The organism is Alcaligenes sp. EGD-AK7 (assembly GCF_000465875.3).
In the GTDB taxonomy this organism is placed as follows: domain Bacteria; phylum Pseudomonadota; class Gammaproteobacteria; order Burkholderiales; family Burkholderiaceae_B; genus Alcaligenes; species Alcaligenes phenolicus.
Genome location: NZ_AVOG02000001.1, coordinates 516,062 through 540,317, shown reverse-complemented (window position 1 = coordinate 540,317; position 24,256 = coordinate 516,062). Strand labels below are relative to the sequence as shown.

Sequence of the window (24,256 nt, the reverse complement as noted above, 5' to 3'; positions counted from 1 at the left end):
GGGGTAGGGAAAAATCCGATTATTGAAAATCCCGGCTGCGTGCGACCAGATCACCAATCAGGTGATTCATGGATACCAGACGGCGGGCAATTAAATGGCAAACGCTGCCATCCCGTTGCCAGACGCCATAGACACCCAGCAGGCGAGAGTGAAGCAAGGCCTGAGATTGCGCCTGCGCCAACTCTTCACGCACGATGACATTGACACTGCCGGTTTCATCTTCCAGCGTTACAAATACGGTGCCTTTGGCGGTGCCGGGGCGTTGGCGGGTGGTCACCAGCCCGCAGGCCCGTGCCAGCCGCCTATCCGGGCAGGCTTGGTTGAGTTGTTCTGCGGTGGAGAATCGCAAGGGGGACAACTGTGTGCGTAGCAAGGACAGGGGGTGACGATTCAGGCTCAAGCCCACGGCCTGATAATCACTTAACACTTCCAGCCCCACACTGGCTCGTGGCAAATCCGGGGTGTGCTCCGGCGTTTCAGCATGGCTCAGCAATCCTGCCTGACTGGGGCGTCGGGCATCCCAAACACTGTGGCGGCGTTGGCTATAAGCACTGCGTAAAGCATGGGCCTGGGCCAGCGCTTGCTGATCGTGGGCTGACAGGGCCAGTTCCTGGCGCAAGCAGGCCAGATTCAGCGTACGGTCCGGGTGGCTTTGCCGGTAACTCACGATGGCTTGGGCGCCTTGCTCGCTCAAGCCTTTGACCATGTGCAGGCCCAGACGTACCTGAGGCGGGCCGCCAAGCTCGGAACACACGTGGCTGTCATACAGGCTGTATTGCACATCAACAGGCAAGACCTGAACGCCGTGACGGCGTGCATCCTGGACCAATTGGCTGGGGCCGTAAAAACCCATGGGTTGAGAGTTCAGCAAGGCCGTCAGAAAGTGCTCCGGGTAACGTGCTTTCAGATAGGCGCTGAACCAGGCCAGTTTGGCGAAACTGGCCGAGTGACTTTCCGGAAAACCGTACTCCCCAAAACCGCTGATCTGATCGAACAGGCGCTGGGCAAATTCGGGGGCATAACCTTTGGCAGCCATGCCATCGAGCAGCTCTTGTTCAAAAGGCCCCAAACCGCCACGACGACGCCAGGCCGCCATGGCCCGCCGCAAGGCGTCCGCTTTGTCAGCCGAGAAACCCGCCGCCTCCATGGCCAGTTCCATGGCCTGCTCCTGAAAAATAGGCACGCCCAGGGTGCGTTCCAGCACATGGCGGATTTCGGGGGCAGGGTAGTCGACTTTGCTGTGGTCGCGACGGCGTTCCAGATAAGGATGCACCATGCCCCCTTGAATGGGGCCGGGGCGCACAATGGCCACTTGCACCACCAAGTCGTAAAAGCATTTGGGACGCAGGCGCGGCAACATGCTCATCTGGGCGCGGGACTCGATCTGGAACACGCCTATGGTGTCAGCGCGCCGTATCATCCGAAAGGTTTTGGCGCTTTGCAAAGGGATGTCCTGCAAGCGGAATGGTTTGCCTTTTTGCTGACTGATACTGTCCAGGCAGCGACGCAAGGCGCTCAACATACCTAAGGCCAGAATATCGACTTTCAGCAAACCCAGCACATCCAGATCATCCTTGTCCCATTGCACAACGCTGCGCCCTGGCATGGCGGCGTTTTGAATCGGCACCAGCCTGTGCAAGGGTGTTTGTGAAATTACAAAACCGCCAGGGTGCTGGGACAGGTGACGTGGAAAGCCCATCAGCTGGCGGGTCAAGGACAACCATTGATGCGCTTGCTCTGGCGGGCATTCGGGAAAGCGTGCCAGGACTTCATCCTGAATGTGGCTGTCTTTAAGCCAGGCACGGTCGCATTGAATCAAGGCCTCGATCAAGGCGGAAGGAATGCTTAGCGCCTTGCCGGTGTCCCGCAAGGCGCTGCGGCGTCTATAGGTGGTGATCACCGCTGTTAAGGCTGCTCGTTGCCGGCCATATTTGCGGTAAATGTATTGAATAACCTCTTCGCGACGCTGGTGCTCGAAGTCCACATCAATATCGGGCGGTTCAGCCCGTGCGCGGCTGATGAAGCGCGCAAACAAGGTATGGCTGCTGGCAGGATCAACTTCAGTAATGCCCAGGCAGTAGCACACGGCCGAGTTGGCGGCAGAGCCTCGGCCCTGGCACAAAATCCCCTGACTGCGCGCGTAACTGACGATGTCATGCAAAGTCAGAAAGTAGGACTCGTATTGAAGGTCTGCAATCAGGCTGAGTTCCTCTTCCAGGCGCGTGCGCAAGCTGTCGCTAATCCCTTTGGGGTAGCGCTTTTGCGCGCCACGCTCGGTTTCCTGTCGCAGATACTCAATGCCACTGAGACCGGGCGGGACAATCTCGACCGGGTACTCGTACTTGATTTCACTTAAACAAAACTGGCATAGCTCCTGGATGTGATCGGTGGTCTCACGCAGTTCGGCCGGGTAAAGATTGGCCAGTTGGAAACGACTGCGTAAGTGATGTTCTGCATTGCTGGCCAGGGACCAGCCACATTCTTGCACAGGTGTTTTCAGGCGTATGGCTGCCAAAGTATCGTGCAAAGGCTGGCGAGAGCGCACGTGCATATGGACGCCGCCCAACGCGGCACAGCGCAATCCACATGCCTGCGCTGCCAGCCTGACGGCGCGCAAATGCTGCATGTCCTGATCGCGCCTATGCAGACTGATGCCTAAAAACAGTCGGCCTGCAAACAGGTCCAGCAAATGCTGTGTTTGAAGACGGATGTGCTCGCTATCCAAGCCATAGGCCGGCTTGTAGATGACAAGACAGTCTGGCAGAACCTGTTGTTGGGAACCTTGGCGGGCTTGTTGCAAAAAAGACCAGTCAATCGAGGCTTCCTGCTTCAAGTCCAGTGATTGGTGCAGGTGCGAGATGAATTGACAGAGATTGCCGTAGCCTTCCTTGTTGCGCGGCAGAATCAGCAGCTCATGGGTTTGAGTGCCGTTGCAGGTTCTTGTCTCAGCCTTGGCGACTTGTGGGCGCTGATTGTCCCAACCCCCCGTAAAGCGGAACCGACTTCCAACCAACAGACGAATTTCCGGATGCAACTTGGCCTGCGCATAAGCGCGCACCACACCGGCCATGGAGGCGTAATCGCATAAGGCCAGCGCCTTGTAGCCCAATTCGGCAGCGCGGCTGATCAGCTCCTCGGGGTGGGACGCGCCATTCAAGAAGCTGTAATTGGACAGGCAGTCCAGCTCGGAATACAGCAGGTCTATATGGGGTTTCATCCAAAGACTCCGTGCAGATACCAGGCATGCTCCTGGCTCAAGTCCCGATAAACCCAATACAAACGCCCCTGCGGACACAGGGCAATAAAGTAGTCCCGCTGCTGATGCCCGGTGCCGCTCCACCAGCCTGTCTGTACCCGTTCTGGACCCTGGACCAAGCGCAAGCGCTGCTGATCCAGAAGCGGGGATTGCTGATCGTGTTGTAAGGGCTGAGCCGGGTCCAGCATCCAGCATGGACGTTGCAAAGCCGGACGGTCCGCATCGGGGGGCTGGCTGCGGGACAAGGGGAGCCATTGATTCGCCTGTTCAGGCAAATAGCTGGCTTGGGCGGCAGGTGTCAAAATCTGTTCAGCCCCCAGCCTGGCCTGCAAGCGCTCCAACAGTTGTTGATCCTGCTCTTGCCAATGACGCGCATCGGGAAACAGGCTGCTGGCATGAGTTTGGCGCGGGTGTAGTTGCTGTGCCTGCAGCACCATGCTCTGTACGGCCGCCTGTAATTGCAGTTGCTGGAACTGTTCTTGCCATACGGGCAAAAAGTCCTGGCTACGCCAGCAGGACCGGGCCATTTGCAACTCCAGGCGGGTGGTCGTGGGGTAGTCCTTGTATCTTTCCGTGCGTAGTACCAGCTCCAGACGTCCACAAGCCAACTGGTACTGATTCAACCAGGCCTCCAGCTTGATCAATAGGCGATTTACGGCCCGCAAGACGGTGGGTTTGTTATTGGATGGTGTATCCATTTCCAGCTTGTCTGTAAATTGCGGGGCGGCATGCACCCATTCCAGCGCCCAGCTTTGTGTGCCGTAGGCTTGGTCCAACTGCAACAGCAGGGCACGCAGCCCGCGCTGGGATAGGCCATCGCGGGGGAGTTGGTGCAACTGGCCCAGGGTATGGCAGCCCAGACTATGCAACCATTGCAGCTGGTCGGCAGGCGGAGCCAATAAGTGGATGGGAAGCGAGTTCAGACAGGCCTGCAAACGTCGTGCACAACGACGCTGCTTGCGTCCGGACAAAGCCAGCAAGCAGGCCGCACGGGCAGTGGGTGCCAGGGCCAGGCAGGGCTCGGGAATAAGGGCTTGCAAGTCAGCCCGGACCTGTTGGTACAGACGGCGCAAACCACCAAACAGCCGGATGCTGGCACTGATATTCAGTACCCATAAATCGGCTTGAACCTGTGCCAGCTGGGGGCTGTAGCGCAGCAGAACGGCTTGAATACCGTTCTGCTGTTTTGGGCTGGCCTCAGGCGTAAGCAGGCTCTGGGGCAGTCGCAGGCACAGGTACATGAGACGGAATGGCCGCTGGCGGCATCAGGGTGTGGTGAGGGGCCAAAGCAATGCTGTCCTTGCACGGAGGCCCCCGTCGTTTGCGGATATGAACATCCAGCCAGGGCTGCCCCTGCTGGTCTTGGCGAGTCTGAAGTTCAAGACGCAAAAGGGCGGGGCTGTTGGTCTGACTGTGCGCCGGACGTAAACAAAAAAACAGGCTGTCGCTATGGCTGGCTAATAGCTGTAGTTGACGCAAGGCCGCTAAAGGCACATGGGCAGGCAGCCAGCTCAGCACAGCCGCACAGTGGCCGTGACGCAAGGCCTGGGCACTGGCCCACAAAGTATCGTTCAGGTGCTGGCTGCGTATCCAGAGCATGCGGGCGGGCAAGGCGTTTTCTGATGAGCTGTTTTGCTTGTTCGTAACAGGAGTACCACGCCACAGTTGTTGCATGGGTTGATAGGGCGGGGCGACTAAAACACGCAAGCGCTCTGCCTGCAGCGTATTCAAGGCTGGCAACAACAAGGACAAGGCACTGCTGTCTTGCTGTGCATGCAGTTCGATCAGACTGCCCACAGGCCAGCCGCCTCCTGGCAGTTCGTCATCCAGGGCGGCAAACCCGCTGGGCAGGCAAGTGCCTGCGGCATGCGCATAATGCTTGCCTGTCCAAAGGGAAGGGTGAAGATCTAAAAGGGAACGAAGTGCGCTTGCCATAGGTATGCTCCTGATTGCTGTATAAATATACAGTAAATCTGTTTGCCAGCAAACCAGGCATCTGTTTCAAAGCAGAACTTTTATATACTGTGGCCTTCTGTTTGGCGCTCTCGCATGAATTCTTCCCCTTCTACCCGTCCCGGCCGCTGTGCACAGTGTCAGCGGCCCTTGGCTCGTTGCTTGTGTCCCTTGATCCCTTCGATAGAAGCAGCGTGTCCTGTGCTGATTTTGCAGCACCATTCCGAAGCCCGGCATGCGCTTAATACTGCGCGCTTGGCGTATTTGGGTTTGAAGGGGACAGAGCTATGGGTGGGAGAACAGTTTGCTGGGCTGGAGGCCCGGCTGGCACAGGCGCATCGTCCTGTTTTGCTGTTTCCGGGACCAGAAGCCAAGGTGGCGGGCTCAACAGGCCCAGGGGAGAAGCCGGATCTGATCGTGGTGCCAGATGGCACCTGGCGCAAGGCACGCCTGATCTTGCACAGCAATCCGGTTTTGCAAGCCCTGCCGTATTGGGTATTGCCTGAAGGACAGGCGTCGCGCTACAGACTGCGTAAAGCGCCCGACCCGCAGGCTGTGTCGACCCTGGAAGCAATTGTCCGGCTGATGCAGATTATGGAGCCGGAGCGGGATTTCAGCCCTTTGCTCCGGCCCTTCGAGCAGTTGATTGAAGAACAAATCCAGGCTATGGGCCTGGATACGTATCAGCGTAACTATCCTACTTCCAGGTGAAGTTCAGTTCGCGGGGCTGGCCTTCAACAATAGTGGCCTGGCGCTCCTGGGTCTGGCCCTGGTAGGTGGCAAATACCTTGTAATTGCCGGGGCCAAGACGGATCAGGCAGTAGGGGCCGTCGATCAGGCTGTTCAGCACGGTTTGGTCGTTGCTGTTACGGATAACCAGCTGCACATCGGAAATATAGCCGACGCGCTCACCCTGGTTGGCTGAAAAGTTCACGGACAAGGGAAAGGTGTTGCGCACCATGCGAAACAGTTGGGCTTCATCACTACCTATGCCGCCGCTGATGTATTCGGTTGAACCGTAATACTGGCTGGGGGGCAGTTCCTGGGCGTGCACGATGGGGCTGCTCAATAAGGCCAGCGACATGGCAATGCCGATCAATGAAAGACGAGGACTCATGAGGTTTCCTTGCTTGAAGTAAGGTGGCTAAGCGGGCCCTCAGGGGCCCTGTTGCTGTTATGAGAGGGGTGGGGCTGGCTGTCAGGATGAAAGCTGGGCCACAACAACGGCCAGTCATGCTGACGGGTCGGTTCTGCCTGCGGATTGAAACTGCGTTCACGCAGCATTCCATGTCCGCGCTGATTAATAGTGATGACGGTGGTGCAGCGGGTGCCGTAATTGGGGCTGACAATAAACGGGCTGCTTAACAAGCGTTCGTGCTCAAGACTCAAGCCGGTTTGGGGCAAGTCGGCATCGGCTGCGACTTCCTGATTGCGTAAACCCTGAAACAAGCCTTCTACCGCTGGTGGCGAGCCATCAAAATGTTGTGCCTGCAGGGTTTCTTTCAGGAACAGGCTTTTGGGCCAAGGTGTATTAAGCCAGGCATTGCTCAGAACATGTACGCCTGGTCCCAGCATGTGCGGGCTGCCACTGGGATGACGGTTGCTGTAATAGCCCATGCGTAAAGGCTGTTGCTTGTCCGGCCATTCCAGCACAAAAAGATTGAAGCCTGCGTAATCGGCTCCTTCCTGGGCGAGTTGTTCCAGATAGTCGGCGGGACTGCGCTCGTCTCTTAGAAACTGGGGGATCAGTTCGCCGCGTGAGCGTTGCTTGCTGTTTTTGTTGCTGGGGGCTTCGCGGTAATTGGTCAGCAAGGCTAGCCGTCCACGGCTTTGTGTCAGGCCCAGCCAGGTGCCCCCGGCTTGCAGGTCCCGACCCGCCAGAATATCGGGCTCGTCCCGCCAAGGTTGGGCCGCTTGGCTGGGGCGAGCATGATATTCGTCGCGATTGGCGGCAATAATCAGCGGCCAATCTGCATTAACTCCGACGGCGATATAAGCGATGCACATGTGCCGATTGTAGGATGGCTATGCAGGCTTTGGTAGCCAAAGTACCGCCAAGTTCCGCTTTTTTTCTCGGTATTGAGAATGCCTCTTTAGGCTTGGCATTCAGGGCTTGAACGTCAGATTTAAGCGATCTATGAAAGGGCGTCGTAGTTTTGTGCCAGACGCACGACGGTGACACCCGGACGTAGCTGGCGCAGCGAAGGCATGACCAAGGTGCAGTTATCGTAGGGCGTCAGCCAGGCTTGGCCATCAGCTTGTCCAATCGCTGTGCCGGCATCGGCCAAGGTTTCCAGGCCTTGCCAGTTCTGATCGAAACTGACTTGCATGGAAGGGGCGACAATCGCATGGGTGACTTGCAGAACGCGTTGCGTATCGGGAGACGCTCGACGCCAGTCCGAGGGCAAATCCTCTTTTTCCACAATCTCGGAGGCGAGCAGAAAGCGGGCAATCAGGTCCAGTGCGATTGCCGGTGTATCAGGGTCGCCATGAAAGCCGCATTCCAATAATAAGGAGCGCGCTTCATGTGCTTCAGGGTCCGAGAATCGACCGTAATCGCGCATGCGTACGCCGTCCTTATGGCCGCTATCCACAATCACATGCTCGGGAGCGCCCAGAGTACGAGCCAGCTCGATATTGCGTGCCAAGGTGCCAGTCAATAACAAGGGGGCGCTGGGTTCATGCATGGAGTGCAGATCCAGCAACCAGTCGGCTTGTTCCAGCCAAGGCAAAATGGCTCGTGCGCGACGCTGTTCTTGTGTCTGTGTTTGAGCCAGCTTCTGATCGCTCCAGACGCGGTTCATGTCTTCGTCCACGTAGCGGCTGGCATCGTGCTGCTCAGGATCAAAGCGATCAAAGGCGTCCAGATTGCAAAAGGCCAGAATCAGCTTGCCACGACGGGGCTTCAGGCCACTGGCCAACACGGCTTTCAAGGCCCAGGCCCCACAAAGTTCGTTACCATGAATCAGGGCGCTGATCATTACGGTACGGCCCGCTTCGCCCGAGTCCAGGCACCAGAGTCCAGGGACACCGGTATTGCCCTGACGCTCTTCTTGAATGTCAGGCAAGGAAAGAGAAAATTGCATGGAAAGACTCCAGCGCCCCAGCAGCTAGCCGGGGCGCATGTGTTTTATTCGGCTTGCAGCTTGGCCAGTTCGACCAGACGAGCATATTTGTCGACCTCTTTGGCCTGGAACTCTGCCGCGTTCATGCCGGGTGCGTAAAGCGTGGCTCCATTGGATTGCATTTTCTCTTGCAAGTTGGCCGATTGCAGGCTGCTGTCCAGAGCCTGACGCAAGGTGCTGGTGACGGATTCAGGCAAATCCTTGGGGCCATACAAACCAAACCAGACGTTGATGTCGACCTTTTCAAAGCCGGGTGTATCGGCCAGCGGCGGGATCTCCGGGGCAGCAGGAGAGGCATGGGTTTCGGTAATGCCCAAAGGCACGATGGCGCCTGCGCGAGCTTGCGACAGGCCCGAGGACAGCACAAGGTAAGCCGTATCCAGTTGACCACTCATCAAATCCGAAACCAGGGGTGGGACGCCACGGTAGGGCACGTGCATGGCGGTGGTACCGGTCGAGGCGTTCACCATTTCACCGGCTAGGTGCAAGGTAGTACCTACGCCGGAGGAACCAAAGCTGAAGGCTTCCGGTTTGGCCGCCCGCAGCTTTTGCGCATAGTCTGCCGCGGAGCGAATACCGGACTCTTTGGAGGCTGCCAGCAACAAGGGCTGGGAGGCAATCATGCCAATAGGCGTGAAGTCTTTTTGCCCGTCGTAGCGCACGGCTTTGTTGATCATGCCGGCGATGATCATCTCGTTGGTAGAACCCAGCAGCAGGGTATAGCCGTCGGCGGCTGCACGTTGTACGCGTTGAGCACCAATGGTGCCACCGGCACCGCCTGCGTTTTCCACGACGACGCTTTGGCCCAAACGGCTGCTCAGCTCTTCAGCTAACAGGCGGGCAGTCAGATCCACGCTGCCTCCGGCGGGATAACCCACGACCAGAGTCAGGCTGCGTGAGGGGTAGGTGTCGGCGTGGCTGATTGAGGCTTGCAAGAGGCTACAGGCGCCCAGAATGCCAAGGACCAAGCTGCGCTTGGGAAAAGAAAAAGACATGATGTGCTCCCCGTTCAATAGATAGGTTTCCAAGCAGCGGCCGGTGTGCGCGCTGCGGGCCTGTTTATCCTTAGTTATGAAAGGGTATTGTGTCTGTTGCGGCTACTTGCGATGTGCTGTTGCGGCACATGGACGTGCTTTTTCGGTTGCTTGTGCGTTTATCGCCCCTGCTGGGTGAAGGCCCAGACGGACTCTGCCAGATCCGAGAGCGGGGCTCGGGAGCGATACAGACGAACTTCAAAGGCAATCTCGTCGCCTTTGCCGCCCAATTGCACCAGCGTGCCGCGACGACATTCATTGGCAATCATGGACTGGGGTAACCAGGCTACGCCCATGCCTTTCAATACCGAGCCCATTGCCGTATCCAGAGAATCGCAACGCACCGTGCTGACCAGGGGATAGGGAAAGTGGTGCAGCTTGTCACCCAGAATGCGGGCCATGGCCAAGCCGCCTGAATATGAAATCAAAGGAATGCTGCGTCCGCTATCGGCATTGAGTTCATATAAAGGTGTGCCGTTCTTGCGGCGCTGACAGGTAGGCACCAATTTGTCAGTGGCGATGGTCATATACGTCACTTGCTCGGCCAGCAGTTCAATTGACAAGGCCGGGTGTTCATAACAGCACAGAAAGTCGGTTTTGCCTTGGGCCAACAGCTTGGCCATATCGGCCATCATGCCGGTGCTGATGTCGATAGGTATATGGGCCGACAAAGGGGCGTGGCTGCCTTTTTGCAGACGGCTGACCCAGTCCGTGACCAAGGTGCGTGCCAGGCTACGGCCGGTAGCAATGCGCAAGCTGCCTTGTCCGGCTTGATCCGAGGCCTGCAATTGCCGGCGAACGCGGTTCAGTTGTTCCAGCACTTGATTGGCCGTGTTGTAAAACACCTGTCCTTCCGGCGTTAGCGTGATGGGCAGGCTGCTGCGCTCCACCAAGGGTGTGCCTACCCATGTTTCCAAGGCCCGAATGCGGCGTCCAAATGCTGGGTGTGTGACGTGGCGTTGCTCTGCTGCCCGAACAAAACTGCCCGCACGAGCCAGGGTTACAAAGTCTTCAAGCAGTTTTAGCTGGGGCACGAAGGGCGTCTTACAGCATGGCCAGGCCGTTGGATTTTTCAACCAGATCGCGAATACGTACGGCGTCACCAATACGCGAGTAACGACCCGAGGAGTTCAGCAGCACAATAGCCACTTCACGATCTTCGATCTTGGTCAGCATTACCAGGCATTCGCCCGCTTCGTTGATGAAGCCGGTTTTGGAGACCTGAATATCCCAATTGGCGTTTTTCACCAAACGATTGGTATTGTTGAACACCAGTTGGCGACCACGTATAGGCTGCACGGAGTATTGATCATTCGTGGTGTATTGCTGGATACGGGCATGCTGGCTGGTGGCCGTCAGCAACTTGACCAGATCACGCGGGCTGGATACGTTGTCGCTGGACAAGCCGGTAGGCTCTACAAAACGCGTATTGCGCATACCCAAGGCACGTGCCTTGTCATTCATGGCGCGCACAAAAGCAGACAAGCCACCAGGATAGCTGCGCCCCAACGCGTGGGCAGCCCGGTTTTCCGACGACATCAGCGCCAGGTGCATCATGTCGGCACGGCTCAGTTTGGAGCCAACGCTAAGACGCGAGCTGGAGTATTTGACGCGGTCCACATCTTCGTCGATGATCTCCAGCATTTCATCCATGGGCAGGCCGGATTCAGCCACGACCAGGGCTGTCATCAGCTTGGAGATGGAGGCAATGGGGCGAACGGCGTCGCTGTTTTTCTGGTACAGCACAGTAGACGATTCCAGATCCTGCACAAAGGCAATTTCTGACCGCAGGGCTGCGTGCTGAATCAGGGCGTCGTGTTTAAGGGCATTAAGCGCGCGGCGGCTATCGTTCTCGCTATAGCTGATAGGCTGCAGGTTTTTCTCGAAAACCAGATGCGGCACGTTGTAGCTGATGGCGGCTGTGGCTTCATCCAGTGTGGATGGCTCGGCCAGCGCCAGTGTCTGCGCAAAGGACGAAATCGAAAAAGGCGCTAGAAATAAAACACATAGCGCACGTCGAATGAATTTATTTGTTCTGGTCTGAGGCATTTTTCAGTTCCCGGTAGGCGAGAAACAGAAGGGCGGAGAGAATTTATGCGCTTATGCTACCAGAAAAAATCCTCTTTATATTAGTATCTTACGGCTCAAAGTTAAAAAAAAATTAAGATGTCTGCGCGGTATCATTAAGAAACTTATTTTTATCTGTATAAAAACACAGCTTATGCTTTTTCTGAAAGTCCAAAATAATAAAAAACCTGTTTTTATAAACAGTTTTTTAAATCGATTCCTGCTTTCTATGGTCCTGGTTTCATTACCGCTGGCCAGTCATGCTGCCTCCTTGGCCTGGGACGGGGAACAGCTTAGCAATGCCATCACCACCAGCTCGCCCAGCACCCAGCAAAGCTTCCTGCCTGCAGAGGCGGTGCGAGCACAGGCTTCAAGCATAGGCAAGGTGGAAGTCAGTTATCACCACAATGGGCGCGCCATTCTGAAAAGCCGTTTGTGCTTGCAAGGCGGCTCCTGTGTGGACATGAATGGTTCGGTATTAAGTACCAGGGCCTTTGCCGGTCAGGATGCGCGTCTTGGCTTTGTGCTGGTGCATGAGGTGTGGAGCTGGGCGGGTAGCACAGAGCCTGTGCGTGTGCAGGCCTCGATACGGGTGAATTACCAGCGCTAGCCTGAAATGAGGCGGTCTCCCAATAAACGATTTAATTACTCTTGTACTTGATCCACCTCAAAGTCCAGGCCTAAAGAAACCTGCCGTACTGCCGATATGTAGTCCTGATGCCCATCGGGCCATAACCAGGACTTGTGCATGAACCCCTCTACTCTGATCGGCATCGTAGCCAGCGTGCTGCTGTTTGCCGTGATCTTGTTTTTTACGGCAGAAAATCCCGCCTTGTTTGTGGACCTGCCCAGTCTGGCCGTGGTGCTGGTAGGTACCTTGGCCGCGACGTTCATCAGTTATCCCTTAAGCGAAGTTGTCCGTATTTTTGGTCTGATCGGCACTGTGCTGCGCAATGAACGCCTGTATACCCAGCAGGATATGGACGAGCTGATCAATATCTCCCGCCTGTGGATGATGGGGGATATTCGCGCGGTGGAAGAGGCGCTGGAAAAAGTGGCCAACCCTTTTCTGAAAACCGGCGTTCAGCTGGTGATTGATCGGGCACCCCAGGAAGATATTGAAGACCTTTTGCAATGGCGTATCAGCCGTTTGCGTGCTCGTGAACATGCAGAAGCGCAATTGTTCCGTTTGATGGCCAGCTTTGCACCGGCCTTCGGTATGGTCGGCACGCTGATTGGCTTGGTCAACCTGATGTTTTTGCTGGGCGATGGTGACATTACGTCTATTGGTCAGCAAATGGCTCTGGCCTTGATGACGACGTTCTACGGCGTGCTGCTGTCCAATCTGGTCTTCAAGCCCGTGGCGGTGAAGCTGGAGCGTCGTACCGAACAGCGTGTGGTTCTGATGAACATGATCATGCAAGGTGTGTCCATGATGAGCCAGCGCCGTGGCCCGGCCTTGATGCGTGAGACGCTGAACTCCTTCATGGCTCAGTATCAGGACGAGATCAATGACCGGGGCGGCCGCGATGATGATGCGGACCCGGCTCCGGAACGGGGCTGATCCCATGGGAAACATGGAGCAGGACCTGACTTTGGGTGAACTTGCTGACCGCCAGAAAGCCTTGCAAAAGGAACTGGAGCAAGCTCGCGGCGCCAAAATCGAACAACAACTGGCCAGCAATCTGGGCAGTCGTCGTCGTAGCCGCCCCTGGAATGATCCAGGGCTGGCGGTGCCCGAGGAAGAAGAAGCCTGGTTGACCACGTATCTGGACATGATGACCTTGTTGCTGGTCTTGATGATTGTGATGCTGTCCTTTGCGGGTAAGCGGGCACAAACGGCGGCGCAGGGACAAGGGCAGGGAGGGGCTACTGTCGTGGCCCAAGCAGGCAAGGACGGAGCCGGTTTGCTGCCTGCTGGGGCAGGCCTTTTCCCGGACTCTGGTCAGGGTGAAGGACAAGGCAAAGGCAATCACGGTCTGGATCTGGACGGCTTGGGTGACAATATTGATGTGGTCATGAACGACCAATCCGTAAGCTTTCGCATCAATAGCGAAATTCTGTTTAACTCGGGCGGTGCGGATCTGGGGCTGGAAGGCTTGACAGTATTACGCCAACTGGCTGCCGTACTGCAGAAATCCACCCATCCTATTGTGATTGAAGGTCATACGGACTCGGTGCCGATTCGTAGTTATCGCTACCCATCCAACTGGGAACTATCAGGTGCGCGTGCCGGTAGCGTAGTGCGTTATATGGAAGCCAACGGAATTGGCAGCCAGCGACTGAGCGCTGTCGGTTATGCCGATACCCGGCCTTTGGGGGATAACGGCACCTCGCAAGGCCGTGCGACGAATCGACGGGTTGAAATTATTGTGCAGACTCCCCAAGCACAGCCTGAAAGCCCGGTCCCATAAGCCTTTGAAAAAAAACCCGGTTTGCAACATACAAACCGGGGTTTTTGTTTTGAGCCGAAATTCAACGCGTCTGACTTAGTCCAGTACGCGCGTGGAGGAAGCCAGAGAGCCTAGATCGAACTTGGGCAGGTGACGACGCAAGGGCATGACCAGAACACTGATCACTACCGGCACAATCGCGGCCAGCAGGAAGGACTCCAGCAAGTAATCCATAGGACCATTGGGGCGCGGGAATACGGCCAGACCGGCGACCAGACCACCGATGGTGCTGATGGTGGCCGTAAAGCCATCGTAGCGGCGGCTGTACAGGCCAAAGAAAACCGGGAAGGCCGCTGCCGAGCACAGCAAGTCCGCCAGCAGGAACAAGTACAGTACGCTAAAGCCTTGTGAGGAGGCGTAGAGCACAGGGATGGAGCAAATCCAGATTAGGGAACGCGCCAGACTCATCATTTGGGCGGTGTTGCGATGCGGCATGATGCGGCTCAAGTCCACGGCAATCAGGCTGGAGACAGCGCTGATTGCGGTATCGGCACTGCTCATGACCAGGGACAGGCCTAACGGAATCAGCAGCACCAGGAACCAGACAGGTACGTGCGGCAAAATTACATTGAACAAGGCCACGGAGCTGTCACCGGGCGAGCCCAGACCAACAAAGGCCAGGCCAAACAAGCCCATCAGGAAGATGAAGGGCGCTACAAACAAACCACCCAACAAAAAGCCGCGACGCATGGACTTGGTGTCTTTGGCGGCATAGATGCGTTGCCAGTTACCTTGGTGAAACAGGCCGGTCAGCAAGATGGCGACAAAGAACGTCAGGCCAGCTTTCACGCCTACGGGATCGCTAAGCTCGATCAGTCGAGGAGCTTCCAGTTTCACGTTGTCAAACAACTGTACCGGGCCGCCCACCGCTTGCCAGCCGAACATCACGATCAGGAACAGCATGGGCAGAATCACAAACATCTGCACCTTGTCGGTAAAGATGGAAGCACGCAAACCGCCGTAAGAGGTGTAGATCAGCGTGGCCAGCAACACAATGCTGGCCGTGACCCACAAAGGAATCGGGGCAATCAGGGTAATCATCTTGGACATGGCGGTGATTTCTGCCGTCATGGAGATGAACATGTAAAACAGCATGATGACCAGAGTCAGCGCATACATGGGGCGACCGTAGCGGGCGATGACAAACTCGCTCAGGCTGTGGCCGCGAGGCAGCAATTCGCGCATGCGCTTGCCGAGTGGAATCATGGCCAGACGGGGCGACATGGAGCCAATGGCATAGCCGATGACAGCGCTTAAACCGCCCCAGCTGGCTGCTTGTGCGGGCGAGAACAGAATCCAGGCACCCAGCGAGGAGGCCAATAAAGTCAGAATGGTAGCGACCGAGCTTTGGCTGTTGCGAGCCACCACAAAGTCTTCCAGGGAGCTGTTGTAGTGGCGGGCGTACAGCACCCCGGCCAAGGCAAAAGCAGCGGAAAAAACGATGAGCCACAGGAGGGTGGCACTTTGGTCCAGCATGAGATCTCCCCAAAAGCCTGCTTGAACAGGCACAAACCGGCCAGGCTGGCAGGATGCCAGAACCGGGCGCAGAAAAATGGAGGGATTGAAATGGGGCGTGTGAGCTTGTGAATGCGCCGCATAGACAAGAGCGGGCAGGCTGCCAGGCCGCGTTTCCTTTCCCTTCGCCGGCATGATCCGGATCAGGTTCTAAGGGTTACCGCTTGAATGCGGAGTCTCAGCCCGTTAAGGACTCCCCCAGGAACAGGCTAGAAGAGTAGGAGAGCTTCTTTCAAATGTCAATAATACGGTTGAGTCCGATTTATGCTATGGTCTGCCTGCGGCACGGGGTGTCCTTCTTGGGAAGGGCTGAGATAAAACCCGTCGAACCTGATCCAGCTCATACTGGCGAAGGGATGTCCGAATCCATGGCCCTGCGTCTCAAGCAGGTCGACATCCTCGCCGAAATCTTGCAAGGAATGTCATGTCTGTGGAACACGTCTCGGAACTCTCTCAACAACTTGTTCTGGTCACCGGCGGCGCACGCGGCCTGGGGGCTTGTCTGGTACGCGCCTTTGCGGGCCAGGGCGCAAAAGTTGTGATCAATTACCTGAAAAGTGAAGCAGCCGCTCAGGCGCTGGCGGACGAATTTCCGCAGCAATGTCTGGCCGTGCAGGCGGACGTGACGGATGCGGCTTCGGTACAAGCCTTGTTTGCCAAGGCGCAGGCGCACTTTGGCCAGCCCATCACCACCGTCGTCAATAACGCCTTGCCCGAGTTCTCCTTCAATGGCGATGCTCGCCCTCACGCCGATACCTTGACGTGGGCTCAGATGAACCAGCAACTGGAAGGCATTGTGGGCGGGGCCTTGAACACCACACAGGCCGCCTTGCCCGGCATGAAACAAGCCGGTTTTGGCCGCATTATCAATATCGGCACGAACCTGTTTCAGAACCCCGTGGTGCCTTACCACGACTACACCGCAGCCAAGGCGGCCTTGTTGTCCATGACACGCACCTTGTCGCACGATCTGGGGCCGGATCAGATCACCGTGAACATGATTTCCGGTGGTTTGCTGCGTACAACCGACGCGTCCGCGGCCACACCCGAAGCGGTGTTTGACTTGATTGCGGCCAGCACCCCCTTGCGCCGCGTGACCACGCCCGAGGAGTTTGCCGATGCGGCCTTGTTCTTCGCCGGTCCGTGGGCGCGTGCCGTAACAGGACAGAATCTGGTTGTTGACGGTGGATTGGTGAAAAACGGATGAGACAGCTGCATTTCAATTTGTTCATTATGGGCTGCGGGCACCACAAAGCAGCCTGGCGCCATCCTGAGTCGCAGGTCGAACGTTTGGGCGATGTCCGGTTTTACGAAGAGCTGACCCAAATTGCCGAGCGCGGCAAGCTGGACGCTATTTTCTTTGCCGATGGTCAGTCCAGCGATAACGTGTCCGATGGTCCGCGCTGGTTTCTGGAACCCTTGACCATGATGGCTGCGCTGGCGCGAGCCACCGAACGTATCGGCTTGATCAGTACCGTTTCCAGTACCTTCTACACGCCGTTTGTGGCGGCACGCATGTTGTGCTCTTTGGATCATGTATCCAATGGGCGGATGGGCTGGAATGTGGTGACATCCATGTTTGACTCGGAAGCGCGCAACCACGGCTACGAAGCCATGCCCGATCATGCCTGGCGCTATGCGCGGGCTGAGGAGTTTGTCGATACCGCATTGCAACTGTTCGACTCCTGGAGCGACAGTGCTTTGGTCATGGACAGAAAGGGCGATTACGCCAAAGTGGATCAGGTTCGCCAGATCCTGCATAAGGGCGATCACTTCCTGGTGGATGGGCCCTTGACCTTGCCACGTTCGCCGCAAGGCCAGCCGGTGCTGTTTCAGGCAGGTGCTTCTGAGCAAGGCCGTGATTTGGCCGCGCGCAAAGCGGAGGCTATTTACGCTGTGGCTTATGATTTGCCCTCGGCCCAATCCTATTACCGCGATATCAAACGACGCGTGCGTGAAGCGGGCCGTGGCGTGGATGTGCCTGTGATGCCGGGTTTGGTGACCTATGTGGGCTCCACCATGGAAGAGGCGCGCCGCAAGCAGCAAGAGCTGGACGAATTGCTACCCGCCGAGACATCCTTGCGTCAGCTGGGCATGTTTGTCGGCCAGGACTGCATGAATTGGGAGCTGGATGCGCCAGTGCCACCACTGCCGCCACTGGAAAGCTTCAAAGGCCCCAAAGGGCGCTATGCCACCATGCTGCGCATTGTGGAAATGGAAAAACCGACAGTGCGCCAGTTGCTGGGCCGAATCGCTGCTGGCGGCGGTCACTGCACCATGGTCGGTACGCCGGAGTCCATTGCGGATCAGATTGAGCAATGGTGGCGCAACGAAGGAGCGGATGGTTTTAACCTGATGCCGCCTTCCTTGCCCAATGGCATTCGTGACTTTGTTGAGCAGGTGATTCCGGTTCTGCAAAAACGCGGGCTGTTCCGTCAGGAATACGAGCATGCGACCCTGCGCGGCCACCTGGGCCTGGAGCGGCCTGCCGCCTGATGCCAGGGCAAGAAAAAAGCGGGCATTTCCATGACGGATTTGTCCGCTTTTTCCCTAGGGTGAAGAGGCTACGACGTGCCTGAAGTTTGCTATCCTTAATGCTTTAATTGTCGCCTGCTTAACGAGCAGCGAGCTGTATAGGGATCGCACTATGAAAACCGCCGTTGTCACCGGGGCCTCCTCAGGGTTTGGGGCTGCGCTTGCCCGTAAATTGGTATCTGAAGGACACACCGTGCTGGGTCTGGCGCGTCGCCAGGACAAGCTCGATGCCCTGGCCGCCGAGCTGGGCGAGCGTTTTGTACCGGTCAGCGTGGATTTGACCGATCGTGCGCGAGCAGAAGCGGTGCTGGCTGATCTGACAGCTCGTTTTCCCAATATTGATGTGCTGATCAATAATGCCGGTCTGGCACTGGGCGTGGACAAGGCGCAAGACGCCAAGATGGATCAGTGGGACACCATGGTGGCCACCAATATCAGCGCGCTGCTGCACATTACGCACGCTTTGCTGCCGGGTATGGTCAAGCGCAATCAGGGCCACATCATCAATCTGGGGTCGACTGCGGGCGAATACGCTTATGCAGGCGGCAATGTGTACGGTGCTACCAAGGCTTTTGTGCATCAACTGGGCCTGAACCTGCGCGCCGACCTGTCGGGTACCGCAGTTCGTGTTTCTACCGTGGCTCCTGGCCTGTGTTCCGGTACGGACTTCTCGACTGTGCGTCTGGGCGATAAAGACAAAGCCGCAGCGCTGTACCAGAACGTGGATGCGCTCACGCCTGACGATATCGCCAATACCATTGCCTGGATCATGAACGCGCCTGCCCATATGAACGTCAACTACATCGAGTTGATGCCAGTGGCGCAAAGCTTTGCCGGCTTGAGCGTGCATCGCAAGGCTTAAGCGTGGCGACCGGCGCGGGTCTGGCTTGATTAGACTTGGGCTCCGGTCTTACACTGCAAACGTCTTCAGGGCGGGGTGAAATTCCCCACCGGCGGTAAGGGAGCCATTCCCCAGCCCGCGAGCGCTTTCCGCCAGGGAAAGGTCAGCAGATCAGGTGAGAAACCTGGGCCGACGGTCAGAGTCCGGATGAAAGAAGATGAAGCATCGCTGCCTTGTGATCAAGGCAGCGGCGTGTTTTATTGCTGCCCGGAGGACGCATTGTTTAATCAAGGATGCGTTCAAATGAAAAATCTGAAAATCTCCCCTGCATTAGCCGTTGGTCTTTTGCAAGAATTCTGCGAAGGAGCGTGCTGATGTATACCGGAATTGTTAAAGCGGTTCGTCCTCTTACAGCGGTCAAGGCCGAGCTGGGCCGTACCGAGTTTGAAATCGACTTCACCGACGAGCTGCTGGTGGATCTGCAACTGGGTGCCAGTGTCAGCGTGGAAGGCACGTGCCTGAGCGTGACCAGCATCTCTGGCCCTAAAGTCACCTTTGATGCGATTCCCGTCACGCTGGAGCGCACAAATCTGGGCACACTCAAAACGGGTGATCTGGTCAATATCGAACGATCGGCCAAGTTGAACGAGGAAATTGGCGGCCATGTGATGGCTGGCCATATCGCAACGACGGCTGAAGTGCTGGAACTGAGCATTACCGAGGCCGGTAACCGCCTACGTTTTCAGATGCCGGAAGATTGGGCGAAATACGTGTTTCCACGTGGTTTTCTGGGCGTGAATGGCTGCAGCTTGACTGTGGCGGATGTGGAAGACGGTGTTGTGACCATCAACCTGATTCCCGAAACCTTGCGCCAGACGACGTTCTCACGCTACAAGGTGGGCGATAAGCTCAATATCGAAGTGGATCAGCAGACGGTTGTGCTGGTCGATGTGCTGGAGCGTACGGTTGCAGGCACGTTGACACGTGTGATGCCTGGTTTGAAAGGCTGATTGACGCCTAAATGAAGTAAAAAGAGCTGTCAGTTTCAAGACTGGCGGCTCTTTTTTATGCGGGGCTTTTACTGTGTCTGTTGCGGTACTGGATGCTTTGGGGCTTATGGACAAAGTCTGGAGTGAAACACTGCCCGAAAGCGGAGTACAGAGCCGTGTGAACCTGCTCCTTCTAGTGATCGACACTTTGCATAACAAAGCAGTACTCACACTTGAGTTAGCGTCTTCAAGACAAAATCAGCACGCTTTTCTACGCTTGTTTTGGGCAGCAGGCTCACTTGGTATCCCAGTAGGGGATAAACACGCTCCAGGCGCTCATACTCACGCAAAGCAGCGTTCATATCGTGACGACGTTCTGGATCAGCCTCGTATATTTCAGGCCAGGGCGGCGTTAAAAATACCTGTGAATGATAAGGGCAGGTCTTGTTGAGGTCATCCAGCAGTGGCGTACCCTTTAATTCCTGCAAAGCCGCGGCCGCATCAATCAAGCCTCGATCAAAAAACACCCAGCCACCATCTTTCGGAGCGCTGCAATAGTCATCTTGCGCGGTCTTTATCGCTTCATTCAGGAAGGCCTCCATATCCAGCCAGGGAAGGGCAGAGCCACCGCTGGCCAGTTGTTCCTGCACGATGCGTCGCCCAGGTTCCTGGATAACCGTATAGCCACGATTTTGCAGCTCCGATAACAAAGTAGATTTGCCGCCACCAGAGCAGCCGGAGATAAGAACAAAAGGGTTCATAAGAGTAGGTCAGTAGAAGATGAAGACTTGTACAGGCGTGTTCACGCCCCGAAACTGAAGCCGGATGTAGGGATGTAGGGATGTAGGGATGTAGGGATGTAGGGATGTAGGGATGTAGGGATGTAGGGATGTAGGGATGTAGGGATGTAGGGATGTAGGGATGTAGGGATGTAGGGATGTAGGGATGTAGGGTGGGGAAGCCTGGAGCAGATACCCGCGAAGATTGTGCAAGTTTAGCGTATTTCTGCATTTCCATACTCCCACACCCAGCCGACTTGAAAATAATAAAATGCAATTAACGGAAAAGAGTTTTTCTCATTGAAAAGATGGTCTTCAACAAGAAGAGAGCGAATTTACTTACCATCGGCGCGCTTATTGATGCGACATCAGAGGGAAGTACTGCGATAGGGAGCATTTCTGTTCTCATACTCTTGTACCCACGCATTCACACCAAGGGCTTGCTTCAAAACCAAATCGGAGCTTTGAACAAACAAGCCTCCATACATCCATAAGCAAGCAAAGAAAAACGCCGATCATCCAAAGGACAATCGGCGTTCTTATCTTTCAAAAACCTCTTGAAAGAGGGGGCGCTTTTAAACCGACAACTTTTCTACCTTGGCTGGCAGGCCTTGGCGCACGGCCGCGCCAGAAACCCAGTCAATCCAGACGTTGTCCTGACCATCGCCACGGGTTGGATCAGCAAAACCCAATTCGTTCAGGTTCACACCTGCAGCCAGATCGTTCAGGTGAGGCATGGCCTCACCATCAATCTGGTGCGAACGTGCACCCAGTTCGGTATGCCCAAAACCGTGTTCGATTGCAATGGCTCCGCGCATAATACCGCCACGAACCAAAGCAACACCTTCAACCGCACCACCTGGTGTGCTGACACGAATACGATCGCCATTCCGAATACCCAGGTTCTTCGCATCATCCAGATTCAAGGAAATCGGATTGTGCGGGTGGACCTGGCGCAGGCGGGACATCCCGATGGACATGGAACTCATCAGATTGGATTTGTAGGAGCTCATCAGCAATGGCCATTCCTGCTCAGAGAAATGCTCGCGCATTGGGCTGCCGTCAGCCAAACGAGTGGGGTACCAAGTAGGGCAACCGCTAAGACGTTCACCCGTCATGGTGTGACGCATCTTGGCCAGGTCTTCATTCCAGATCTGCAAAGCATTGCTGTAGCGATTTTTCAGCTGATTTCCTTTCCAGGCGTTTTCGATTCGGTCGAATCGGCCACCGCGTGTCAACAACATCGCCACTTTGCGCTGCTCTTCAGGATGCAAACGCGCTTGAAGGTCAGGGAAGAGACGATCCACACCGGTGATGCGCATATCGTCGTCGGATGCGTCGCCAACCGGGCGGCCAGCACCAAAGGCAATATTGGCCATGCCCCGCAGATAGAAGTCCTCGGCGCGCAGCAAGTCGTGGGCATTGCCTGCCTTGTCTTTCAGAACGCCTTTACCAAAACCTGGCAATCCCAAACGCAAAGCTACTGCAAAGAGGAAACTTTCCAGGTTGATAGGTTGACCGTCAGCCGTGCGATCCACTCGTGGCTCGACCACAGGCCAGCGCAGGGTCGAGGACTTTGCGATCACGTCAGCCCAAGGTGCCGAAACACCCCAGCTTTCGTAAGTCACCGTATCTGGCACGATGTAGTCTGCGTAGGCATTGGTTTCGTTGATAAAGGGATTAACCGAAATCGACAAGGGCAGAACTGCAGGGTCTTTCAGTTTGTGCAGCAAGGCATTTTTAAAGCCAGCAATCGCATAGACCGGGTTGCTCATGTGGTTGATCCACACTTTGCTGGTGTATGGATAGCCATTCAGGCCCGATGCAATCATTTCACTGCTCAAGGCACCTACAGCGGGGTACCAAGGAGCAGGAGCGGGGTACAACGCTTCACCATTTGCTTGGCGGCGCTTGAATTCGCTGGATTTTTCGTAAGCGAAGCGATGGCGCGACAAAGACACGCCTTTGGCCGTCACTTTTCCGGGGAATTGAGCAAAGTTGTAGCGTGGGCCGGGGCCAAAAGGACCAAATGGGCCGGCATCCAGCACCAAACCGCCTTTCAGGTTCAGGTTACCCACCAAGGTATTCAACATGGCAATGGCATAAGCCGTGTAGAAACCGGAGCCGTTCATGGTGCCGCCGTGTGCGTCAGCCACGGCTTGGCGACCGTAGCTGGTAAATTCACGGGCCAGTTCGATCAGGGTTTCTTCGTCCATGCCGCAGCCTTTGGCGTATTCGGCAATGGATTTTTCCTGACTGCGCTCACGCAGCATGTTCAGCGCAGTACAGACGCGTACATCCTTGCCTTCCAGCTCAATGGTACGGTCAACAAACAGCGTCGCGCGATCCAGATCGGTATGGGCGCGCAGTTCGCCTTGTTCGTCCTGAACAATAAAGAGCGATTCAGTGTCTTCAGCTACTTCCCAACCCAGGTCTGTACCGCGCAAATAGCGGCCAAAACCAGGATGCTCAGGATCCGCAATCAACAAATGGCTGGCGTTCGTCCAGGAAGCGGTATTTTCGTCCTGCTCCGCAGGCGCATGGGGCAGGGACAAGTGTTCTGCATCAAAACGCTCTTGTTCCAGAATCCAGCGCAACATGCCCATGACCAGGGACAAGTCAGTGCCGGGCAGAACAGGTTGCCAGCGGTTGCCACTGCCCGAAGCCAGGCTGGAGGACGTTGGCAAGATCGGGGAAACAACCACGTACTTGAAGGTGTTTTCAGGACGCGAACGGGCTTCTGCCAGCTCACGGCCTTGACGCTGGAAGGGATTACCGGACTGAGCCGGTGCTGCACCAATAAACAGGCCAAAACGGGCGTTTTTCCAGTCAGGTTTGCCATGAGGCATACCTTTGATGTCACCCATGGCAGCCCCTGTACCGACACGGAAGCTTTGACCACAGTAAGAACCGTGGTTGCTGACGTTGATCGTGCCAAAAGCCTGCTCGGCAAAGCGTTTGACCAGTGGCGTACGGCCTTCGTTCGCGGCATCCGTGAACAACAACTGGTTGGCCAATGGACCGAATTCGGGGTTTTGCGGGTCAATCAGGGTTTCGTGATCCCAAATCGCACGCAAACCATCGACATGACCTTCTTTGAACAGATCGCCGCCTTCGCAGACCTCTTCAATCAATTGCTCAAAACTGATGCGCTCCCATTGGCCTGAACCACGAGGGCCGACGCGCTTCAAAGGCGACAGAACACGATAAGGGCTGCTCTGCTGTTCCAGCATGGAAGCGCCGCGGGCACAGGCGCTGGCACGGCCTTCCAAGCCATTCTCACCACCCAGCATGGCGTAAACCTCGCGTACGGGCTGCTCCATGGGAGCAGACTGCGTGGTTGCCAAAGGATGGTAAGGATTACCGGCGATACGCAGAATCTTGTTGTTCTCCGTATCAATACGTACGCGCACACCACACTGCGTCCAGCAGCCCAGGCAACTGGAAGGGCTCACAATCTGACCGGACTGCGTATCCAGCAGACCCGTGATCGGATCAATACGGAATTCAGCCTGCAAGGAGTTGCCACGGGTTGCGTGTGCGGTGGGTACACCGGCTGTACCTTGGCCCAGACCTTGGACCGCCTTGACTACCGTGTCGCTATAACCAGCCGCAAAGGCAGCCAGACCACCCACAGCAGCACCGCCGCGGGTCAATACCTGTCGACGCGACAGGTTAGGGGTTTCTTTTTTCTTGCTCATGACGATAA

At 56.2% G+C, this 24,256-nt stretch carries 21 protein-coding genes and 3 riboswitches; of the genes, 9 read left to right on the top strand and 12 right to left on the bottom strand.

What is annotated here, in order from left to right:
• Positions 1 to 19 precede the first annotated feature (19 nt).
• The 3 genes from N879_RS02480 to imuA are packed head-to-tail and all read right to left on the bottom strand — an operon-like array spanning position 20 to position 5,191.
• Complete coding sequence (locus N879_RS02480) at positions 20 to 3,217, bottom strand: error-prone DNA polymerase (RefSeq protein ID WP_021446613.1); 3,198 nt, start codon at positions 3,215 to 3,217, stop codon at positions 20 to 22.
• Positions 3,214 to 4,497: a Y-family DNA polymerase gene (locus N879_RS02475; protein ID WP_009454204.1), complete on the bottom strand. Its 1,284-nt coding sequence runs from the start codon at positions 4,495 to 4,497 to the stop codon at positions 3,214 to 3,216. Before N879_RS02475 ends, N879_RS02480 begins: the two co-directional genes overlap by 4 nt.
• Positions 4,454 to 5,191 (bottom strand): translesion DNA synthesis-associated protein ImuA, encoded by a 738-nt coding sequence (gene imuA / locus N879_RS02470; RefSeq protein WP_021446612.1) that lies wholly within the window; start codon positions 5,189 to 5,191, stop codon positions 4,454 to 4,456. The genes N879_RS02475 and imuA overlap by 44 nt, the downstream gene beginning before the upstream one ends.
• A 114-nt stretch (positions 5,192 to 5,305) precedes the next feature.
• Between imuA and N879_RS02465 the strand changes: the two genes are divergently transcribed.
• Entirely contained in the window at positions 5,306 to 5,920 is a 615-nt protein-coding gene (locus N879_RS02465) for a tRNA-uridine aminocarboxypropyltransferase (protein WP_039941207.1), read from the top strand.
• Here the strand turns inward: N879_RS02465 and N879_RS02460 are convergent.
• From N879_RS02460 to pbpG, 6 genes are all read right to left on the bottom strand, one after another.
• Positions 5,907 to 6,326, bottom strand: coding sequence for a carboxypeptidase-like regulatory domain-containing protein (locus N879_RS02460; RefSeq protein WP_009454198.1), 420 nt, complete (start codon positions 6,324 to 6,326; stop codon positions 5,907 to 5,909). The two genes, N879_RS02465 and N879_RS02460, sit on opposite strands and share 14 nt — an antisense overlap.
• Entirely contained in the window at positions 6,323 to 7,216 is an 894-nt protein-coding gene (locus N879_RS02455; RefSeq protein WP_009454196.1) for an NRDE family protein, read from the bottom strand. Before N879_RS02455 ends, N879_RS02460 begins: the two co-directional genes overlap by 4 nt.
• Positions 7,217 to 7,344: 128 nt before the next feature.
• Positions 7,345 to 8,295, bottom strand: a complete 951-nt coding sequence (locus N879_RS02450) for a succinylglutamate desuccinylase/aspartoacylase domain-containing protein (protein ID WP_009454193.1) — start codon at positions 8,293 to 8,295, stop codon at positions 7,345 to 7,347.
• A 44-nt stretch (positions 8,296 to 8,339) separates the two neighbouring features.
• Entirely contained in the window at positions 8,340 to 9,329 is a 990-nt protein-coding gene (locus tag N879_RS02445) for a Bug family tripartite tricarboxylate transporter substrate binding protein (RefSeq protein ID WP_021446611.1), read from the bottom strand.
• A gap of 158 nt (positions 9,330 to 9,487) precedes the next feature.
• Positions 9,488 to 10,402: a LysR family transcriptional regulator gene (locus tag N879_RS02440; RefSeq protein ID WP_021446610.1), complete on the bottom strand. Its 915-nt coding sequence runs from the start codon at positions 10,400 to 10,402 to the stop codon at positions 9,488 to 9,490.
• A 10-nt stretch (positions 10,403 to 10,412) separates the two neighbouring features.
• Complete coding sequence (pbpG, locus tag N879_RS02435; protein ID WP_009454188.1) at positions 10,413 to 11,417, bottom strand: D-alanyl-D-alanine endopeptidase; 1,005 nt, start codon at positions 11,415 to 11,417, stop codon at positions 10,413 to 10,415.
• 247 nt (positions 11,418 to 11,664) lie between these two features.
• On the opposite strand from pbpG, the gene N879_RS02430 reads away from it, so the two are divergent.
• From N879_RS02430 to N879_RS02420, 3 genes are all read left to right on the top strand, one after another.
• Positions 11,665 to 12,045: a flagellar protein FlhE gene (locus N879_RS02430; RefSeq protein WP_009454187.1), complete on the top strand. Its 381-nt coding sequence runs from the start codon at positions 11,665 to 11,667 to the stop codon at positions 12,043 to 12,045.
• Positions 12,046 to 12,183: 138 nt separating this feature from the next.
• On the top strand, positions 12,184 to 12,999 hold the full coding sequence (locus N879_RS02425) for a motility protein A (protein WP_009454185.1): 816 nt from the start codon (positions 12,184 to 12,186) through the stop codon (positions 12,997 to 12,999).
• A gap of 4 nt (positions 13,000 to 13,003) precedes the next feature.
• Positions 13,004 to 13,849 (top strand): OmpA/MotB family protein, encoded by an 846-nt coding sequence (locus N879_RS02420; protein ID WP_115633629.1) that lies wholly within the window; start codon positions 13,004 to 13,006, stop codon positions 13,847 to 13,849.
• Positions 13,850 to 13,924: 75 nt separating this feature from the next.
• Here N879_RS02420 and N879_RS02415 read toward each other — a convergent pair whose 3' ends face one another.
• Positions 13,925 to 15,364 carry a sodium:solute symporter family protein gene (locus tag N879_RS02415; RefSeq protein ID WP_031232068.1) on the bottom strand — a complete coding sequence of 480 codons (1,440 nt, stop codon included), beginning with the start codon at positions 15,362 to 15,364 and terminating at the stop codon, positions 13,925 to 13,927.
• Positions 15,365 to 15,505: 141 nt separating this feature from the next.
• Positions 15,506 to 15,613: riboswitch (TPP riboswitch) on the bottom strand.
• 66 nt (positions 15,614 to 15,679) lie between these two features.
• Positions 15,680 to 15,777: riboswitch (TPP riboswitch) on the top strand.
• A gap of 50 nt (positions 15,778 to 15,827) precedes the next feature.
• On the opposite strand from N879_RS02415, the gene N879_RS02410 reads away from it, so the two are divergent.
• From N879_RS02410 to N879_RS02395, 5 genes are all read left to right on the top strand, one after another.
• Positions 15,828 to 16,610, top strand: a complete 783-nt coding sequence (locus N879_RS02410) for a 3-oxoacyl-ACP reductase (RefSeq protein WP_009458287.1) — start codon at positions 15,828 to 15,830, stop codon at positions 16,608 to 16,610.
• Entirely contained in the window at positions 16,607 to 17,899 is a 1,293-nt protein-coding gene (locus N879_RS02405) for an LLM class flavin-dependent oxidoreductase (protein WP_009458285.1), read from the top strand. Before N879_RS02410 ends, N879_RS02405 begins: the two co-directional genes overlap by 4 nt.
• 151 nt (positions 17,900 to 18,050) lie before the next feature.
• On the top strand, positions 18,051 to 18,800 hold the full coding sequence (locus N879_RS02400; RefSeq protein ID WP_009458283.1) for an SDR family NAD(P)-dependent oxidoreductase: 750 nt from the start codon (positions 18,051 to 18,053) through the stop codon (positions 18,798 to 18,800).
• Positions 18,801 to 18,857: 57 nt separating this feature from the next.
• A riboswitch (FMN riboswitch) is annotated at positions 18,858 to 19,002 on the top strand.
• Positions 18,987 to 19,154 (top strand): hypothetical protein, encoded by a 168-nt coding sequence (locus N879_RS20540; protein ID WP_161808929.1) that lies wholly within the window; start codon positions 18,987 to 18,989, stop codon positions 19,152 to 19,154. It overlaps the preceding riboswitch by 16 nt.
• The gene (locus tag N879_RS02395) at positions 19,154 to 19,789 is read left to right on the top strand and encodes a riboflavin synthase (RefSeq protein WP_021446609.1); all 636 of its coding nucleotides are present in this window, start codon (positions 19,154 to 19,156) and stop codon (positions 19,787 to 19,789) included. The genes N879_RS20540 and N879_RS02395 overlap by 1 nt, the downstream gene beginning before the upstream one ends.
• A 206-nt stretch (positions 19,790 to 19,995) precedes the next feature.
• Here N879_RS02395 and N879_RS02390 read toward each other — a convergent pair whose 3' ends face one another.
• Entirely contained in the window at positions 19,996 to 20,529 is a 534-nt protein-coding gene (locus tag N879_RS02390; RefSeq protein WP_009458281.1) for an AAA family ATPase, read from the bottom strand.
• Between the two features lie 593 nt (positions 20,530 to 21,122).
• The gene (locus N879_RS02380; RefSeq protein ID WP_021446608.1) at positions 21,123 to 24,248 is read right to left on the bottom strand and encodes a tetrathionate reductase subunit A; all 3,126 of its coding nucleotides are present in this window, start codon (positions 24,246 to 24,248) and stop codon (positions 21,123 to 21,125) included.
• Positions 24,249 to 24,256 lie beyond the last annotated feature (8 nt).